The 18,601-nt window shown below is 58.1% G+C and carries 16 protein-coding genes; 1 reads left to right on the top strand and 15 read right to left on the bottom strand.

The window, feature by feature from the left end; genetic code table 11:
• The first annotated feature begins 108 nt into the window (after window positions 1-108).
• Window positions 109-1,005, top strand: a complete 897-nt coding sequence (locus AC1DWM_RS09075; protein WP_223512327.1) for a LysR substrate-binding domain-containing protein — start codon at window positions 109-111, stop codon at window positions 1,003-1,005.
• A 136-nt stretch (window positions 1,006-1,141) separates the two neighbouring features.
• Here the strand turns inward: AC1DWM_RS09075 and ispD are convergent, their stop codons facing one another.
• The 15 genes from ispD to bamA all read right to left on the bottom strand — a co-directional run.
• Window positions 1,142-1,849 (bottom strand): 2-C-methyl-D-erythritol 4-phosphate cytidylyltransferase, encoded by a 708-nt coding sequence (gene ispD / locus AC1DWM_RS09070; protein ID WP_223512330.1) that lies wholly within the window; start codon window positions 1,847-1,849, stop codon window positions 1,142-1,144.
• Window positions 1,846-2,124 (bottom strand): cell division protein FtsB, encoded by a 279-nt coding sequence (gene ftsB, locus AC1DWM_RS09065; protein WP_007949352.1) that lies wholly within the window; start codon window positions 2,122-2,124, stop codon window positions 1,846-1,848. The genes ispD and ftsB overlap by 4 nt, the downstream gene beginning before the upstream one ends.
• 171 nt (window positions 2,125-2,295) lie before the next feature.
• Complete coding sequence (gene eno / locus AC1DWM_RS09060; RefSeq protein ID WP_223512333.1) at window positions 2,296-3,585, bottom strand: phosphopyruvate hydratase; 1,290 nt, start codon at window positions 3,583-3,585, stop codon at window positions 2,296-2,298.
• 163 nt (window positions 3,586-3,748) lie between these two features.
• Window positions 3,749-4,594: a 3-deoxy-8-phosphooctulonate synthase gene (kdsA, locus tag AC1DWM_RS09055; protein WP_477795056.1), complete on the bottom strand. Its 846-nt coding sequence runs from the start codon at window positions 4,592-4,594 to the stop codon at window positions 3,749-3,751.
• A gap of 5 nt (window positions 4,595-4,599) precedes the next feature.
• Window positions 4,600-6,231 (bottom strand): CTP synthase, encoded by a 1,632-nt coding sequence (locus tag AC1DWM_RS09050; RefSeq protein WP_010462795.1) that lies wholly within the window; start codon window positions 6,229-6,231, stop codon window positions 4,600-4,602.
• 274 nt (window positions 6,232-6,505) lie between these two features.
• On the bottom strand, window positions 6,506-7,819 hold the full coding sequence (gene tilS, locus AC1DWM_RS09045) for a tRNA lysidine(34) synthetase TilS (RefSeq protein WP_223512335.1): 1,314 nt from the start codon (window positions 7,817-7,819) through the stop codon (window positions 6,506-6,508).
• Between the two features lie 123 nt (window positions 7,820-7,942).
• Window positions 7,943-8,890 carry an acetyl-CoA carboxylase carboxyltransferase subunit alpha gene (locus AC1DWM_RS09040; protein ID WP_223512337.1) on the bottom strand — a complete coding sequence of 316 codons (948 nt, stop codon included), beginning with the start codon at window positions 8,888-8,890 and terminating at the stop codon, window positions 7,943-7,945.
• 153 nt (window positions 8,891-9,043) lie between these two features.
• Window positions 9,044-12,565, bottom strand: a complete 3,522-nt coding sequence (dnaE, locus tag AC1DWM_RS09035) for a DNA polymerase III subunit alpha (protein WP_223512340.1) — start codon at window positions 12,563-12,565, stop codon at window positions 9,044-9,046.
• A gap of 76 nt (window positions 12,566-12,641) precedes the next feature.
• Entirely contained in the window at window positions 12,642-13,268 is a 627-nt protein-coding gene (gene rnhB, locus AC1DWM_RS09030; protein ID WP_170219102.1) for a ribonuclease HII, read from the bottom strand.
• Window positions 13,269-13,279: 11 nt separating this feature from the next.
• The gene (lpxB, locus tag AC1DWM_RS09025; protein ID WP_477795055.1) at window positions 13,280-14,410 is read right to left on the bottom strand and encodes a lipid-A-disaccharide synthase; all 1,131 of its coding nucleotides are present in this window, start codon (window positions 14,408-14,410) and stop codon (window positions 13,280-13,282) included.
• Between the two features lie 2 nt (window positions 14,411-14,412).
• Window positions 14,413-15,189 (bottom strand): acyl-ACP--UDP-N-acetylglucosamine O-acyltransferase, encoded by a 777-nt coding sequence (gene lpxA, locus AC1DWM_RS09020; protein ID WP_477795054.1) that lies wholly within the window; start codon window positions 15,187-15,189, stop codon window positions 14,413-14,415.
• Window positions 15,186-15,626, bottom strand: coding sequence for a 3-hydroxyacyl-ACP dehydratase FabZ (gene fabZ / locus AC1DWM_RS09015; protein WP_007907157.1), 441 nt, complete (start codon window positions 15,624-15,626; stop codon window positions 15,186-15,188). Before fabZ ends, lpxA begins: the two co-directional genes overlap by 4 nt.
• A gap of 108 nt (window positions 15,627-15,734) precedes the next feature.
• Window positions 15,735-16,790 carry a UDP-3-O-(3-hydroxymyristoyl)glucosamine N-acyltransferase gene (lpxD, locus tag AC1DWM_RS09010; protein ID WP_223512350.1) on the bottom strand — a complete coding sequence of 352 codons (1,056 nt, stop codon included), beginning with the start codon at window positions 16,788-16,790 and terminating at the stop codon, window positions 15,735-15,737.
• Window positions 16,791-16,792: 2 nt separating this feature from the next.
• Window positions 16,793-17,296, bottom strand: coding sequence for an OmpH/Skp family outer membrane protein (locus tag AC1DWM_RS09005; protein ID WP_008028980.1), 504 nt, complete (start codon window positions 17,294-17,296; stop codon window positions 16,793-16,795).
• A gap of 45 nt (window positions 17,297-17,341) precedes the next feature.
• On the bottom strand, window positions 17,342-18,601 hold a 1,260-nt coding region (gene bamA, locus AC1DWM_RS09000), incomplete at its 5' end, for an outer membrane protein assembly factor BamA (protein ID WP_477795053.1).

Below are 18,601 nucleotides of genomic sequence, written 5' to 3'. Positions count from 1 at the left end.
GTGGATTCTCCGATGAATAAAAAACGAGATAGGGAGTGTAATACAGCGCCTTACGATGAATAATCCGGACAAAAGCAAAACATTATTGCCACACAGGGATAATCATCGATGTCCGAGAGCCGCTGGGAAGGGATCGACGAATTCGTCGCCGTGGCCGAATGCAGCCAATTCACCGCCGCTGCCGAACGCCTTGGGGTTTCTTCCTCTCACATCAGTCGACAAATCGTACGCCTTGAAGAGCGCCTTCAGACCCGCCTTCTTTACCGCAGCACCCGTCGTGTGACGCTGACGGAAGCCGGGCAAACTTTCTTGCAACATTGCCAGCGCCTGCAAGACGGCCGAGAAGAAGCCTTGCGCGCGGTCGGCGACCTGACCAGCGAACCCAAAGGAATGCTGCGCATGACCTGCGCCGTGGCGTACGGCGAGCGCTTTATCGTGCCGCTGGTAACGCGCTTCATGGGGCTCTACCCGCAACTGCGTGTCGACATCGAATTGAGCAACCGCCCGCTCGACCTGGTGCATGAAGGCCTGGACCTGGCGATCCGTCTTGGTCGCCTGCAAGATTCGCGACTGGTTGCCACACGCCTGGCACCACGACGCATGTACCTGTGCGCATCACCGTCCTACCTGGAACGCTATGGTCGGCCACACAGCTTGTCGGAATTGAGCCGCCACAACTGCCTCATCGGCAGCTCGGACCTGTGGCAACTGGAACAGAACGGGCGGGAATTTTCGCAGAGGGTACAGGGAAACTGGCGCTGCAACAGTGGGCAAGCGGTGCTGGATGCCGCGCTACAGGGCGTGGGGTTGTGTCAGTTGCCGGACTATTACGTGCTGGAGCATTTGAAAAGCGGCGCATTGATTTCACTGCTGGAGGCGCATCAACCGCCGAATACGGCCGTTTGGGCGCTTTATCCGCAGCAACGGCATCTGTCGCCCAAGGTGCGCAAGTTGGTGGATTATTTGAAGGAGGGGTTGGCTGAGCGGCCGGAATATCGAACTTAGATGTGCTTGCAGTTTTCAGTGACTAGTTTGCTGACTGATAGAGCGCCATCGCGAGCAGGCTCGCTCCCACAGGGAAATGCATTCCATTGTGGGAGCGAGCCTGCTCGCGATGGCGGTAGAGAGACCAACGAATAATCTAGCGGCGATTAGCCCAACGCTGACGCAACCATTCGAGGTCTTCCGGACGCGTAACCTTGAGGTTGTCGGACCGGCCTTCAATCAGACGCGGCGACATGCCTGCCCATTCCATCGCTGATGCTTCATCGGTAACGACCGCATCTGCCACCAGACTGTCCGCCAACGCCCGATGCAGCGCGCCAAGGCGAAACATCTGCGGCGTGTAAGCTTGCCAGATCACGCTGCGATCGACGGTTTCGACGACACGACCGTGCTTGTCGACCCGCTTGAGGGTGTCGCGTGCCGGAACCGCCAGCAACCCGCCTACGGGATCATCAGCCAGTTCGCCCAGCAATTTGTCCAGATCATCGCGGCTCAGATTCGGTCGCGCGGCGTCGTGAACCAGCACCCAGTCTTCATCGTCAGCACCCAGCGCATGCAAATGCAGCAACGCATTGAGTACCGATCCGGAACGTTCGGTGCCGCCGTCAACCCGCTGAATTCGCGAATCGGCGGCGCAGGCCAAGTTTGGCCAATAAGGATCATCAACAGCAAGACTGACCACCAACCCTTTCAGGGAAGGATGATCAAGGAAACAGCCGAGGCTGTGTTCGAGAATAGTGCGTCCGCCCAGTTGCAGGTATTGCTTGGGACGGTCTGCGGCCATACGGGCACCGACGCCCGCGGCAGGAATCACGGCCCAGAAGGCCGGTAACGAGGAATTCATTGAGCCAACTGGAAAAGGGTTTCGCCGTCCTTGACCATGCCTAACTCATGGCGAGCCCGCTCTTCAACAGTCTCCATACCTTTTTTCAGTTCGCTGACTTCGGCGTCCATCACCCGATTGCGCTCCAGCAACCCTTCGTTCTCAGCCTGTTGATCCTTGATCTGCTGAGTCAGCTCAGCCACTTGCGCCAGACTGCCATTACCCACCCACAGGCGGTATTGCAGGCCAGCCAGCAACAAGAGCAAGACGAGGAACAACCAATTGGGACTGCGCATCGAATATCAGGTTTCCAGTGAAAAAAGACAGCCATGCAAAAACTTTGAAGCTTCTGATAGCACGAAGCCTGGAAGAACCAGGCTTGTGCTGATAAGGCATCAGATTAGTGGCAAATTGATCGCTGTTGCGATTTTTTCGACACAATCCGGTGTCTTTTTACCATTTAGCAATTAACCGCGGAACTCACTGCGGCCATTGTATTTGGCTTTACCGTTCAACTGCTCTTCGATACGCAGCAGTTGGTTGTACTTGGAAACGCGGTCCGAACGGCACAGGGAACCGGTTTTGATCTGGCCAGCCGACGTGCCCACAGCCAGGTCGGCGATGGTCGAATCTTCGGTTTCACCGGAACGGTGCGAGATCACAGCCGTGTAACCAGCGGCCTTGGCCATCTGGATGGCTTCCAGGGTTTCGGTCAGGGTGCCGATCTGGTTGAACTTGATCAGGATCGAGTTGGCGATCTTTTTATCGATGCCTTCTTTCAGGATCTTGGTGTTGGTTACGAACAGGTCGTCGCCTACCAGCTGGGTCTTCTCGCCGATTTTGTCGGTGAGGATTTTCCAGCCAGCCCAGTCGGACTCGTCCAGGCCGTCTTCGATCGAGATGATCGGATAACGCTCGGTCAGACCTTTCAGGTAGTCAGCGAAACCTTCAGCGGTAAACACCTGGCCTTCGCCGGACAGGTTGTACTTGCCGTCTTCGTAGAACTCGCTAGCGGCGCAGTCCAGTGCCAGGGTCACGTCGGTGCCCAGCTTGTAACCGGCGTTGGCCACGGCTTCGGAGATCACTTTCAAAGCGTCTTCGTTGGAGGCCAGGTTCGGTGCGAAACCACCTTCGTCACCAACAGCAGTGCTCAGGCCACGGGCCTTCAGCACAGCTTTGAGGTGATGGAAAATCTCGGTGCCCATGCGCAGACCTTCCGAGAAAGACTTGGCGCCAACCGGCTGAACCATGAATTCCTGGATGTCGACGTTGTTATCGGCGTGCTCGCCACCGTTGATGATGTTCATCATCGGTACCGGCATCGAGTAAACACCCGGGGTGCCGTTCAGGTTGGCGATGTGAGCGTACAGCGGCAGGTCCTGGTCCTGTGCTGCTGCCTTGGCCGCAGCCAGGGAAACGGCGAGGATCGCGTTGGCGCCCAGGGAGCCTTTGTTTTCGGTACCGTCGAGCTTGATCATCGCGTGATCCAGCGCTTTCTGGTCGCTTGGGTCCATGCCTTTCAACAGGTCGCGGATCGGACCGTTGATGTTGCCGACGGCTTTGAGCACGCCTTTGCCCAGGTAACGGCTCTTGTCGCCATCACGCAGCTCGAGCGCTTCACGCGAGCCAGTGGAAGCACCGGACGGCGCGCAGGCGCTGCCGATGATGCCGTTATCGAGAAGCACATCCGCTTCCACGGTGGGATTGCCACGGGAGTCGAGAACTTCACGACCTTTGATGTCGACGATTTTTGCCATTGTTGTAAACACTCCAAAGTTGACGAAAACGCTGCAGGAGCACGGCTTGCCGGCGATGGGGCCCTCAAGGACGCCATCGCTGGCAAGCCATGCTCCTACAAGAGCAGTGCGGCCAGCGGGCCAGAGCGATAATTCGTGCGGTACTTTACCGGAGAATTGAGATTTACGCGGTTTCTACCGTCGGAAAACTCTTCACCAGTTCGTCCAAAGCTTTGAGCTGGGCCAGGAATGGCTCCAGTTTGTCCAGAAGCAAGGCGCAAGGGCCGTCGCATTTGGCGTTGTCCGGGTCCGGGTGTGCTTCGAGGAACAGGCCAGCCAACGACTGGCTCATACCGGCTTTTGCCAGGTCGAGGACCTGGGCGCGACGGCCACCGGCGGAATCGGAGCGACCGCCCGGCATTTGCAGCGCGTGGGTCACGTCGAAGAACACCGGGTATTCGAACTGCTTCATGATGCCGAAGCCGAGCATGTCGACAACCAGGTTGTTGTAGCCGAAGCTCGATCCGCGTTCGCAGAGGATCAACTGATCGTTACCCGCTTCCACGCATTTGCTCAGGATGTGTTTCATTTCCTGGGGTGCGAGGAATTGGGCTTTCTTGATGTTGATCACCGCACCGGTCTTGGCCATCGCGACCACGAGGTCGGTCTGGCGTGACAGGAAAGCCGGCAACTGAATGATGTCGCAGACTTCAGCGACGACCGCGGCCTGATCAGGCTCGTGGACGTCGGTGATGATCGGCACGCCGAAGGCTTGCTTGATGTCCTGGAAAATGCGCATGCCCTCTTCCAGGCCGGGGCCACGGTAAGAGGTCACGGAGGAACGGTTGGCCTTGTCGAAGCTGGCCTTGAACACATAAGGGATACCGAGTTTCTCGGTGACCTTTACATACTCTTCGCAGACCTGCATCGCCATGTCGCGGCTTTCCAGCACGTTCATGCCACCGAACAGCACCATTGGCTTGTCGTTGGCAATCTCGATATCGCCTACGCGGATGATTTTCTGCGCCATCAAATTTACGCCTTCTTCTGGTGTTGAACCAAAGCTGCTTTAACGAAACCGCTGAACAACGGGTGACCGTCGCGTGGCGTCGAGGTGAACTCAGGGTGGAACTGGCAAGCGACGAACCATGGATGATCCGGGGCTTCAACCACTTCAACCAGCGCGCCATCACCGGAACGACCGGAGATTTTCAGGCCGGCTTCCATGATCTGCGGCAGCAAGTTGTTGTTCACTTCGTAGCGGTGACGATGACGTTCAACGATGACGTCTTTGGCGTAGCAGTCGTGCACCAGCGAACCCGGTTCCAGCAGGCAATCCTGAGCGCCGAGGCGCATGGTGCCGCCCAGGTCAGACGACTCGGTACGGGTTTCGACGGCGCCGGTAGCGTCTTCCCACTCGGTGATCAGACCCACGACCGGATGGCCGCTGGCACGATCGAACTCGGTGGAGTTGGCGTCTTTCCAGCCCAGCACGTTACGAGCGAACTCGATCACGGCCACTTGCATGCCCAGGCAGATGCCCAGGTACGGAACCTTGTTTTCGCGAGCGTATTGAACGGCGGTGATCTTGCCTTCCACGCCACGCAGACCGAAGCCGCCCGGCACGAGGATCGCGTCAACACCTTCCAGCAGCGCAGTGCCCTGGTTTTCGATGTCTTCGGAATCGATGTAGCGCAGGTTGACCTTGGTGCGGTTGCTGATGCCGGCGTGACTCATCGCTTCGATCAGCGACTTGTAGGCGTCCAGCAACTCCATGTACTTGCCGACCATCGCGATGGTGACTTCGTGCTCCGGGTTCAGCTTGGCGTCAACCACGGCTTCCCACTCGGACAGGTCGGCGCTGCCGCATTGCAGGCCGAAACGCTCGACGACGAAATCATCCAGGCCCTGGGAATGCAGAATGCCCGGGATCTTGTAGATGGTGTCGGCGTCTTCCAGCGCGATCACTGCACGTTCTTCAACGTTGGTGAACTGTGCGATCTTGCGGCGCGAAGAGATGTCGATCGGGTGATCGGAGCGGCAGACCAGCACGTCTGGTTGCAAGCCAATGGAACGCAGTTCCTTGACCGAGTGCTGAGTCGGCTTGGTTTTGGTTTCACCGGCCGTGGCGATGTACGGCACCAGTGTCAGGTGCATCAGCATCGCGCGCTTGGCGCCGACTTCGAAACGCAATTGACGGATCGCTTCCAGGAACGGTTGCGATTCGATGTCACCCACGGTGCCACCGATCTCGACCATCGCCACGTCGGCATCGCCGGCGCCCTTGATGATCCGGCGTTTGATTTCGTCGGTGATGTGCGGGATAACCTGAATGGTGGCACCCAGGTAATCACCACGGCGCTCTTTGCGCAGCACGTGCTCGTAGACACGGCCAGTGGTGAAGTTATTGTTCTGGGTCATGGTCGTGCGGATGAACCGCTCGTAGTGGCCCAGGTCCAGGTCAGTCTCGGCGCCGTCGTGGGTGACGAACACTTCACCGTGCTGGAACGGGCTCATTGTGCCCGGGTCCACGTTGATGTACGGGTCCAGCTTCAGCATGGTGACCTTAAGTCCCCGCGCCTCCAGGATGGCCGCCAATGAAGCCGAGGCAATGCCTTTCCCCAATGAAGAAACAACACCGCCCGTGACGAATATGTAGCGCGTCATGAAAAACCCTAGAAGTCTGCGTTAAAGCGGTCCGAGCCGCCGGGGAAAGCGAAGGAAGGCCGAAGCCCCCGATCACCTGCATTAATCACAGTGCACCTTTCAAAAAAACCGCCGCGTTGGGACAGACCGGCAGATGAAACACCGGTACGTTGCTCGCTACACATTTTTTGGAATCGCCCAGCAAAGACTGCTTGGTAATCGGCAACTCCTGCAATTCAGGCGAATCCACAGAAGTTGTATCAAGAAGGGAGCGTAGTCTACCGGAAAGCCCCTTTCAGCTCAAACCTTGATCTTCGCTCGGTGGCAGCCAATGCAAATGCCAGCCTTCCTGCCCACTGCCATTCAAGCCCCGTACGTTGGCCACCGCCAGCAATTGCCCGTCGCGATAGACCAGCGGCAATCTGCCACGGGCGAAGCCCGGAACACCGCGCTCGTTGAGCAAACGCTTCAGGTCGCGGTGGCCGCGATCAGCAAAATGCATGACCTCACCTCCCTCACGATAGCGGATTTGCAGTGGACCATCGGGGATTTGCCCGGTGAGCGTGAGCACGCCATTCTCCGGCAACACCAGCGACTTCAAAGGATCAGCCCATTGGACGGCAGGCGGCGGACTGCATAGCCAATAGCCCGACAGCCACCAAATCCGCCCCGCCGAACGATGCAGTTCGCCATCCGCCAATCGCCAGACCGGACGAGCATCACCGGAGGCATCGCGCAAATCCTCCCAACCCGACCAATGGTCGCTGTCAGGCAATCTCGTCAGCGATGCGAGCCAGTGGCTTAGCGCATTGCGTTGGCGCGCGGCGGAGCGTTTTGCGAGGGAAGCCAGCTCCAGAGAGGGCAAGCCCAGCCAGTCAAAATCATTGACCGTGGTCGCTTCGGCCAGATCGATCTGTGCCAACTCATCAAGCAATGCCTGCGCTTCGCTCAAGTGCGCAGCGCTACGGGCCATGGTCGCCACTGCTTGAGGCCAGCGCTCGGTCAACACCGGGAACACCTGATGCCGCAGGTAGTTGCGAGAGAACTGCCGATCCTGGTTCGAAGGATCTTCGATCCAGCTCAGCTGATGGGCTGTTGCATAGGCTTCAAGTTCGCCGCGACTGACGTCCAGCAATGGCCGCAGCAGATGACCCCGGCCCAACCGACGCTGGCTCGGCATCCCCGACAAACCTCTCACCCCTGCCCCGCGCAACAGTCGAAACAACAGGGTTTCTGCCTGATCGTCACGGTGCTGGGCGGTCAGCAGCAGTTCATTGGCCTGAGTGGCTTCAACGAATGCGCCGTAACGCGCATCCCGAGCGGCACGCTCAAGGCTGGCGCCGGGCTGAACTTGAACGTGAATCACCTTTAACGGCACACCCAAGGCATCACAGACGGCCTGACAATGTTCAGGCCACGCATCCGCCGCAGCCTGAAGGCCGTGATGGACATGGATGGCGCTGAGCGCTGGCAGGGATTGGGTTTTTGCGAGGTGGGCGAGCAGGTGCAGCAGGACGGTGGAATCGAGACCACCGGAGAAGGCAATACGCCAGGTTGACGCGTTACGCCACGGTGCAAGTTGCTTGAGAAGTGTTGCGCAAAGAGTCATGGACGCATCAAAACCTGTAGGAGCAGAGCTTGCTCGCGATGAACGATAACGCGGTCGGTCTGTTAAACCGAGGCGTCCCAATCGCGGGCAAGCCTCGCTCCTACATGATGCAGGAGCGTTCGATCAGAGACCGTAGCTCATCAATCGCGCGTAACGGCGGGCCAGCAGTGCGTCATTGTCGAACTTCTTCAACATCGCCAATTGCGAGGTCAGCTCGGCACGGATCGATGCCGCCGCCGCCGCTGGATTGCGATGTGCGCCGCCCAATGGCTCGCTGATCACCTTATCCACAATGCCCAGGCCTTTCAGGCGCTCGGCGGTGATGCCCATGGCTTCAGCGGCATCCGGCGCTTTATCGGCGGTTTTCCACAGGATCGATGCGCAACCTTCCGGCGAAATTACCGCGTAGGTCGAGTACTGCAGCATGTTCAGTTGATCGCAAACACCGATTGCCAGAGCACCACCGGAACCACCTTCACCGATCACGGTGGCGATGATTGGGGTTTTCAAGCGAGCCATGACACGCAGGTTCCAGGCAATCGCCTCACTCTGGTTACGCTCTTCAGCGTCGATACCAGGGTAGGCGCCGGGGGTGTCGATAAAGGTCAGGATCGGCATCTTGAAGCGCTCGGCCATTTCCATCAGGCGGCACGCCTTGCGGTAGCCTTCCGGACGCGGCATGCCGAAGTTGCGGCGAACTTTCTCGCGCACTTCACGGCCTTTCTGGTGACCGATGATCATCACCGGCTGGTCGTCCAGACGAGCGATACCGCCAACGATGGCTGCGTCATCAGAGAAGTGACGGTCGCCGTGCAATTCGTCGAACTCGGTGAAGATGTGTTCGATGTAGTCCAGGGTATACGGACGTTTCGGGTGACGCGCCAGACGTGCGATCTGCCAGCTGGTCAGCTTGCCGAAGATGTCTTCGGTCAGCGTGCTGCTTTTGTCCTGCAGGCGGGAGATCTCATCGCCGATATTCAGCGAATTGTCGTTACCGACCAAGCGCAACTCTTCGATCTTGGCTTGCAGGTCGGCGATCGGCTGTTCGAAATCTAGAAAATTCGGGTTCATAGGCGTCCGTCTTGGGTCGACGTCCAAGAGAGCTTGGGCCGGCCGGTTGTCTATTCGCGCCCTACCTTAAGGGAGAGGCGCGTTCAGGTCGAGATTAAAAATTCAGGTCGAGATCAGGGCGCACTCTTCATGACAAAAAATGGCACCTGACCGTCAACGGTATTGGAGGAAGACGTTGTCTCGCCCGAACTGGTCACGCAAGGCTTGAATCAACGCATCCGCCGGGTCGATTCGCCAGGTCTCGCCGAACTGCAGCAAGGCCTTCGCATCGGGGCTCGTGTACTCCATGGTGATCGGGCACGCGCCGCGGTGACGCTTGAACAATTCACCCAGCCAGCGTAGCTGATCGTTCTTCAAATCCTTGGTATGCAGCTTCAGGCGCAGGCTTTCGGCAAGGTTGGTGCGTGCATCTTCCATGCTCATCACCCGCTTGACCCGCAGCTTCAGACCTCCGGAGAAGTCGTCATTACTGACCTCACCTTCGACCACCACCATCGCATCAGTCTGCAACAGCGACTGCGCAGAATGGAACGCCTCGGCAAACAGCGAAGCCTCGATCCGTCCGGAGCGGTCATCGAGGGTGATGAACCCCATTTTGTCGCCCTTTTTGTTCTTCATCACTCGCAGGGCGATGATCATGCCGGCGACCGTCTGGGTGTCGCGTGCCGGCTTCAGATCGATGATGCGCTGACGGGCAAAGCGACGGATTTCACCTTCGTATTCATCTATCGGGTGACCGGTCAGGTACAGGCCCAGGGTGTCTTTCTCCCCTTTCAGCCGCTCCTTGAGTGTCAGTTCCTTGGCCTTGCGATGGCTGGCATAGACGTCCGCGTCTTCCTCGACAAACAACCCGCCAAACAAGTCGGCATGGCCGCTGTCCTGGGTGCGTGCGGTTTGTTCAGCGGCCTTGATCGCCCCTTCCATCGCGGCCAGCAACACAGCGCGATTCTGGTCAATGCTCGCTTGATAAGCCTTCGGCTCATCATGGAAATAAGGCCCCAGACGATCCAGCGCACCGCTGCGGATCAACCCGTCCAGGGTGCGTTTGTTGATACGTTTGAGATCGACACGGGCGCAGAAATCGAACAGATCCTTGAACGGTCCGTCCTGGCGCGCCTCGGTGATCGCTTCCACCGGACCTTCGCCAACGCCCTTGATCGCGCCAAGGCCGTAAATAATCCGGCCTTCGTCATTCACCGTGAACTTGAACTCGGAGGCATTCACATCCGGTGCGTCGAGACGCAGCTTCATGGTGCGAATTTCTTCGATCAAGGTCACGACCTTGTCGGTGTTGTGCATGTCCGCCGACAGCACCGCCGCCATGAACGGCGCCGGGTAATGCGTTTTCAACCACGCGGTTTGGTACGACACCAGACCGTACGCAGCGGAGTGAGACTTGTTGAAACCGTAACCGGCGAACTTCTCCACCAGGTCAAAAATGTTACCGGCCAGGTCCGCGTCGATGTTGTTGGTCGCGCAACCTTCAATGAAGCCGCCACGCTGCTTGGCCATTTCTTCGGGCTTTTTCTTACCCATGGCGCGACGCAGCATGTCCGCACCACCGAGGGTGTAACCGGCCATGACCTGGGCAATCTGCATCACCTGTTCCTGATACAGGATGATGCCGTAAGTCGGTGCCAGTACCGGTTTGAGGCCTTCGTACTGGTAATCCGAATGCGGGTACGCGAGTTCGGCGCGACCGTGCTTACGGTTGATGAAGTCGTCCACCATGCCCGATTGCAATGGGCCCGGACGGAACAGGGCCACCAGTGCGATCAAGTCTTCCAGGCAGTCAGGCTTGAGCTTTTTGATCAGCTCCTTCATGCCGCGGGATTCGAGCTGGAACACCGCCGTGGTTTCGGCTTTTTGCAGCAGCGTGTAGGTTGGCTTGTCGTCCAGCGGAATAAACGCGATGTCCAGCGGCGGTTGATCGACCTTGGCGCGGTCGCGGTTGATGGTTTTCAGCGCCCAATCGATAACTGTCAGGGTCCGCAGACCCAGGAAGTCGAACTTCACCAGACCGGCCGCTTCAACGTCATCCTTGTCGAACTGGGTGACCAGACCGTCACCGGCCTCATCGCAATAGATCGGCGAGAAGTCGGTCAGTTTGGTCGGCGCAATAACCACACCACCGGCGTGCTTGCCGACGTTTCGCACAACGCCTTCGAGCTTGCGGGCCATTTCCCAGATTTCGGCGGCTTCTTCATCGACCTTGATGAAGTCACGCAGGATCTCTTCCTGCTCATACGCCTTTTCCAGGGTCATGCCGACTTCAAACGGAATCATCTTCGACAGACGATCCGCCAGACCGTAGGACTTGCCCTGCACCCGCGCCACGTCGCGGACCACAGCCTTGGCTGCCATGGAACCGAAGGTGATGATCTGGCTTACCGCGTTGCGACCGTATTTCTCGGCCACGTATTCAATCACCCGATCACGACCGTCCATGCAGAAGTCGACGTCGAAGTCGGGCATCGATACCCGTTCCGGGTTAAGGAAACGTTCAAACAGCAGGTCATATTCCAGCGGATCGAGGTCGGTGATCTTCTGTACATAGGCCACCAGCGACCCGGCACCCGACCCCCGGCCAGGACCTACCGGTACGCCGTTGCTCTTGGCCCACTGGATAAAGTCCATCACGATCAGGAAGTAACCGGGGAAGCCCATCTGGATGATGATATCCAGCTCGAAATTCAGCCGGTCGACGTAGACCTGACGCTTGGCTTCATAGTCTTCTGTGGTGTCCTTGGGTAACAGAACGGTCAGACGCTCTTCCAGGCCATCGAAGGACACCTTGCGGAAATACTCGTCGATGGTCATGCCATCGGGAATCGGGAAGTTGGGCAGGAAGTGCTTGCCCAGCTTCACTTCGATGTTGCAGCGCTTGGCGATCTCGACAGTGTTTTCCAGCGCCTCGGGCAGGTCACTGAACAGCTCAGCCATTTCCTCGGCGCTTTTGAGGTACTGCTGATCGCTGTAATTCTTCGAACGCCGAGGATCGTCGAGGGCACGGCCCTCACCAATGCACACGCGGGTTTCGTGGGCGGCGAAGTCTTCCTGCTTGATGAAGCGCACGTCGTTGGTCGCGACCAGTGGCGCGCCGATTTTCTCGGCCAAGGCCACGGCACCGTGCAGCTGCTCTTCGTCGTTGGGGCGATTGGTGCGCTGGATTTCCAGATAGAAGCGATCCGGGAACACCGTCATCCATTCGCGTGCGAGGTTTTCCGCCTCGGCCGGGTTGCCGCTGAGCATGGCCAGGCCGATTTCGCCCTCTTTCGCCGCCGACAGCATGATCAAGCCTTCGCTGGCCTCGGCCACCCATTCGCGCTCGATGATGACCGAGCCATTGCGCTGGCCGTCAATGAAGCCACGGGAGATCAGTTCGGTCAGGTTGCGATAGCCGACCGCGTTCATGGCCAGCAGACTGATCCGGCTCAGGGCGTTGTCTGGGTCCTTGTTCGACAGCCACAAGTCGGCACCGCAGATCGGCTTGATCCCGGCACCCATGGAGGCTTTATAGAATTTGACCAGGGAACACATGTTGTTCTGATCAGTGACCGCTACGGCAGGCATGTTCATGCCGACCAGGGTCTTGACCAGCGGTTTGATCCGCACCAGACCGTCGACCAGGGAATACTCAGTGTGCAGGCGTAGGTGAACGAATGAAGCCGGCATAGTGATCCTGCGTTATGTCATGAAAACAACAAGGCCCGGATTGTACCGGGCCTTGGAAAAAACATCAGCCTTGCGACTAACTCTCGATCAGACTTTCCCGCGCCTCGTACGCCAGGCGGACCGGGGCGAACGAGCGGCGGTGAATCGGCGTCGGCCCCAAGCGGGCCAGCGCTTCCAGATGAACGGGCGTCGGGTAGCCTTTGTGCCCGCCGATGCCGTAACCCGGGTAAATCAGTTCAAACGCCGCCATTTCGCGGTCGCGGCTGACCTTGGCCAGAATCGATGCCGCAGCAATGGCCGGGACCTTGCCGTCGCCCTGCACTACCGCTTCAGCGCGCATGGACAGTTTCGGGCAACGATTGCCGTCGATCATCGCCAGTTTCGGCTGAATGTGCAGGCCTTCGACCGCGCGCTGCATCGCCAGCATGGTGGCGTGCAGGATGTTCAGCTCGTCGATTTCTTCGACTTCGGCCCGAGCGATGCACCAGCTCAGGGCTTTTTCGCAAATTTCGTCATAGAGTTTTTCGCGGCGGGCTTCGGTGAGCTTCTTTGAGTCATTCAGGCCGAGGATCGGTCGATTTGGATCGAGGATCACTGCAGCCGTGACCACTGCACCGCAGAGCGGGCCGCGACCGACTTCGTCGACACCGGCCACGAGGTCTTCGACTTCGGCGACCAGGGTGAAGTCCAGGCCCATCTGAATGCTGGTTTTGCTCATTGTGGTTTGCCGATCAGGTTCAGTATTGCGTCCGCCGCCTGATTGGAGGCGTCCAGGCGCAAGGTACGGTGGATTTCGTCGAAGCCGCGAGTCTGTTCCTCGCCACCTTCGATCAAGGGTGAAAGTGTTTGAGCGAGGGCTTCGACCGTCGCATCGTCCTGCAGCAACTCGGGCACCAACAAGCGCTGGGCCAGCAGGTTCGGCAACGAAACGTAAGGACTTTTCACCATCCGTTTGAGAATCCAGAACGTCAGGGGCGCCAGTCGATACGCCACCACCATCGGCCGCTTGTACAGCAACGCTTCAAGGGTAGCCGTACCGGAAGCGATCAGCACCGCGTCGCAGGCCGCCAATGCCAGATGGGATTTGCCATCGAGCAAAGTCAGCGGCAGATCACGACCGGCCAGCAGCTCTTCAAGCTGTGCGCGGCGTTCCGGGTTGGCGCACGGCATGACGAATCGCACGCCCGGACGCAGGGCGCGCAGGCGCTGGGCGGTGTCGAGGAACAATGCACCGAGCCGGCCCACTTCACCACCACGACTGCCAGGCATCAGAGCAACCAGCGGACCGTCCGGCAAATCAAGCTCAGCCCGCGCGGCGGCTCGATCAGCCTCAAGTGGAATCGCATCGGCCAGGGAGTGTCCGACAAACCGCACCGGCACGCCCTTCTCTTCATAGAATTTCGCTTCGAACGGGAACAGCGTCAGCATCAGGTCGCAGCCTTCGCGAATCTTCAGCACACGCTTCTGACGCCACGCCCACACCGACGGGCTAACGTAATGCACGGTCTTGATCCCGGCCTGACGCAGCTTGAGTTCGATATTGAGATTGAAGTCCGGGGCATCGATACCGATGAACACGTCCGGCTTTTCGGCGATCAGGTCGGCGATCAGCTTTTTGCGACGCGCCAGCAATTCACGCAGTCGCCCCAACACTTCCACCAGGCCCATGACCGATAGCCGTTCCATGGGGAAGCATGAGACCAGCCCTTCAGCCTGCATCAACGGGCCACCGACACCAATGAATTCCACCGCCGGATGCTGAGCCTTGAGTGCGCGCATGAGGCCCGCGCCCAGAATGTCACCGGAAGCCTCACCCGCTACCAGCGCAATACGCAGATTAGCCATGATTAACGGGTGATGCCGCGAGTCGAAGACTGGATGGAGTCACGGAATACCGCGACCTCCGGGAACTGGTCAGAGGGTTCGGCGAGTTCGGTGAGCGCTTGCTCGATCGTCAGGCCCTGGCGATAAACCACCTTGTAGGCACGACGCAGTGCGTGGATCGCGTCTTCGCTGAAACCACGACGACGCATGCCCTCGAAGTTCATGCTGCGGGCCTCGGCGGGGTTGCCGAATACCGTGACGTATGCTGGAACGTCCTTGCCGATGGCAGTCCCCATGCCGGAAAAGCTGTGGGAGCCAATGTGGCAATACTGATGCACCAGGGTGAAACCGGAGAGGATCGCCCAGTCTTCTACGTGCACATGCCCGGCCAGCGCAGTGTTGTTGACCAGGATGCAGTGGTTACCGATAACGCTGTCGTGGCCGATGTGGGCATAGGCCATGATCAGGTTGTGATCGCCCAGGGTCGTTTCCGAACGGTCCTGAACAGTCCCGCGATGAATCGTCACGCCTTCACGGATGACGTTGTGGTCACCGATGACCAGACGGGTTTCTTCGCCTTTGTATTTCAGATCGGGCGTGTCCTCACCTACCGACGAAAACTGGTAGATGCGGTTGTGCTTACCGATTCGGGTCGGGCCTTTGAGAATCACGTGCGGCCCGATCACTGTTCCCTCGCCGATTTCCACACCTGCGCCGACGATCGACCACGGGCCGACCTCGACGTCGTCGGCCAGAACGGCCGTCGGATCGATGATTGCGCGAGGGTCAATCAAACTCATAGCTTGCGTTCCGCACAGATGATTTCAGCGGAGCAGACTGGTTTGCCGTCGACCGAAGCCTGGCATTCGAACTTCCAGATCTGACGCTTGCAGCTCAGGAACTTGGCTTCAAGGATCAACTGATCGCCCGGCAGCACTGGCTGACGGAAGCGCAGCTTGTCAGAGCCCACGAAGTAGTAAAGGGTGCCGTCCGCCGGTTTCACGTCGAGCATTTTGAAACCAAGGATCCCGGCAGCCTGAGCCATCGCCTCGATGATCAGTACGCCCGGCATGATTGGATGCGCAGGGAAGTGACCATTGAAGAACGGTTCGTTGATGCTGACATTCTTGTAGGCGCGAATGCGCTTGCCTTCCACATCCAGATCCACGACCCGGTCCACCAGCAGGAACGGGTAACGGTGAGGCAGGTATTCGCGAATCTCGTTGATGTCCATCATTTCGGGGGGAAGCCTATGTAAAGATTGGGAGCGCGCGACTGACACGCGCCCCTCTAGCAAATCAAGCAGGCAGTCTAACGGCTGTGCATACTTGATATGGAAATGGTATCAGCCATCTGATGAAGCATTACCGTCAGGGGTCACTTCCCCTACACGCTTTTCCAGCTGTCGCAGACGCCGCGCGATGTCATCGAGCTGACGGATGCGAGCCGCGCTTTTGCGCCATTCGGCTGCTGGCTGCATTGCCGTACCGGAAGAATAGGAACCCTTTTCGGTAATCGAGTGGGTCACCATGGTCATCCCGGTGATGAAAACGTTGTCGCAAATTTCGATATGTCCCACCAGCCCTACGCCACCAGCGAGCATGCAATGCTTGCCGATTTTGGTGCTGCCGGAGATCCCCACACAGGCGGCCATGGCGGTGTGATCACCGACCTGAACGTTATGGGCGATCTGGATCTGGTTGTCGAGCTTCACACCATTGCCAAGAATGGTATCGGCCAACGCACCGCGATCAATAGCGGTGTTCACGCCAATTTCCACATCGTCACCGACCAGCACACCACCAATCTGGGCAATTTTCTGCCAGACACCTTTCTCGTTGGCAAAACCGAAACCTTCGCCACCAAGCACGGCACCTGACTGAATGACCACTCGTTTGCCGATGCGTACGTCGTGATACAGCGTGACCCGCGGGGCCAGCCAGCCACCCTCACCAATCTCGCAGCGGGCACCGATGAAGCAATGTGCACCAATGGTCACACCCGCGGCAATACGCGCGCAGCTTTCGATCACGGCAAAGGCGCCGATGCTCGCCGCTGGATCAACAACCGCGTCCGCTGCCACTACCGCTGTCGGATGAATACCGGCAGCCGCTTTCGGCTTTGGATCGAACAGGTGGGAAATACGCGCGTAGGCCAGATACGGATCAGGCACCACCAGCGCATTACCGGCAAAACCTTCGGCATCGGCGGCCTTCAGCAACAGTGCTGCGGCCCGGCTGTCTGCCAGGTATTTGCGGTATTGAGGGTTTGCGAGAAAGCTCAACTGAGCTGGGCCAGCCTCTTGCAAAGTGGCCAGCCCAGTAATTTCTTTCTCCGGGTCGCCACGTAGCGTGGCGCCGAGGAACTCGGCCAACTGACCGAGCTTTATAGTCGCTGTCATGATTACTTCAGCTGATTCATGCGCTCGATAACCTGGCGAGTGATGTCGTACTGAGGCTTGACATCAATCACTGCGCCACGCTCGAAGACCAGGTCAAAAGCACCTTTCTTGATAACTTCTTCCACAGCGCTGTCCAGTTTCGGCTTGAGCTGCTTCAGCATTTCACGGTCGGCAACGGCTTTCGCTTCGTTCAGTTCCTTGGACTGGAACTGGAAGTCACGAGCCTTTTGCTTGAACTCGAGTTCAAGGCGCTCACGCTCGCCTTGCTGCATCTTGTCGCCACCAGCCATCAGACGATCCTGAATGCCTTTGGCACTGCTTTCCAGCGTCTTGAGCTTGGTCAGTTGCGGGCCAAACTTCTTCTCGGCATCCACGGCGTATTTCTTGGCCGCGTCGGATTCCAGCAAAGCCATCTGATAGTTCAGAACGGCGATTTTCATGTCGGCAAAAGCCGGACCTGCTACCAGTACGGTGGCGAGGAGAACCAATTGAGTCAACTTACGCACGATGCACTCCTACAAAATCCATTGTCGTTATTCTGGAGCAGACGCTTAGAACGTCTGGCCAAGAGAGAATTGGAACACTTGAGTTTCAGCGTTATCCGGTTCTTTTACCGGCATTGCCAGTGCGAAACTCAGCGGCCCCAGCGCTGTTACCCATGTAACACCAACACCCACGGAGCTGGCCATGTCGCTGAAGCTGATATCGTTACATTGCGTATTGGACTTCGACTGAGGGTTGGTATTGGTGGTTTGCTCGCACTTGGAGTCAAACACATTACCCACATCCCAGAATACCGAAGTGCGCAAGGAACGTTGATCCTTGACGAACGGCAGCGGGAACAGAAGCTCTGCACCACCTTGAATCAGGACGTTGCCGCCGAACGGCAGTGGATCCTGATCCGGGTCTGCAAGAGTACCCTGGTTACCAGTAACACCCTGGCCACGGCTCGGCGTACTGCGCGGGCCCAACGTACTGTCCTTGAAGCCACGAACCGAATTGAAACCACCAGCGAAGTAGTTTTCGTAGAACGGCAAGCCGTCCGTCGAGCCGTACCCATCGCCATAACCCAATTCAGTATGCAGGCGCATGGTGTAGTTTTCAGACAATGGCTGGAACAACTGGCCACGGTAATCGAGCTTGAAGAACGACAGATCGCTACCCGGTGTGGTGACTTCCGCCGTCAAACTTTGAGAATGACCACGGGTCGCCAATACGCCTTTGTTCAGGGTGGACTCGGACCAGCCAGCTGAAGCCTTGAAGTTCAGGTATTCGTCGCCTTCACGGTTAACAAAGTCGAAAATCTCGTCGACGGTGTATTGACCGGTCTTGATCTTGTCTTGCTGTCCAGTCAGACCAAAGGTCAGACGCGATGTTTCGCTGATCGGGTAACCGACGCTCACACCAGCACCCAAGCTGTCTACGGCATAGCTTGCTACGTCGACATCAAGATCATCGTAGTTGGTGGTGCGATAGAAAGCGTTGTAACCCAGGCTCACACCGTCAGCAGTCCAGTACGGGTCGACATAACCGAAGTTATAGCGGCTCTGGTATTCGCTTTTGGTCAAGCCGATGCTGACCTTGTTACCGGTACCCAGGAAGTTGTTCTGGGTGATCGAACCACCGAGGATCAGGCCGGCACTTTGTGCGAAGCCAATGCTGGCAGTGATCGAACCGGAAGCCTGTTCTTCAACGCCGTAGTTCACGTCAACCTGGTCATCGACACCTGGCACAGCCGGGGTTTCGACGTTCACTTCTTTAAAGAAGCCCAGGCGTTCAAGACGCGTCCTGGATTGATCGATCAGGTAGGT

It is taken from the genome of Pseudomonas sp. P4_C8, from assembly GCF_056401975.1.
Note: the sequence above shows the minus strand (reverse complement) of the source record. Positions and strands in the feature narration are given on the sequence as shown.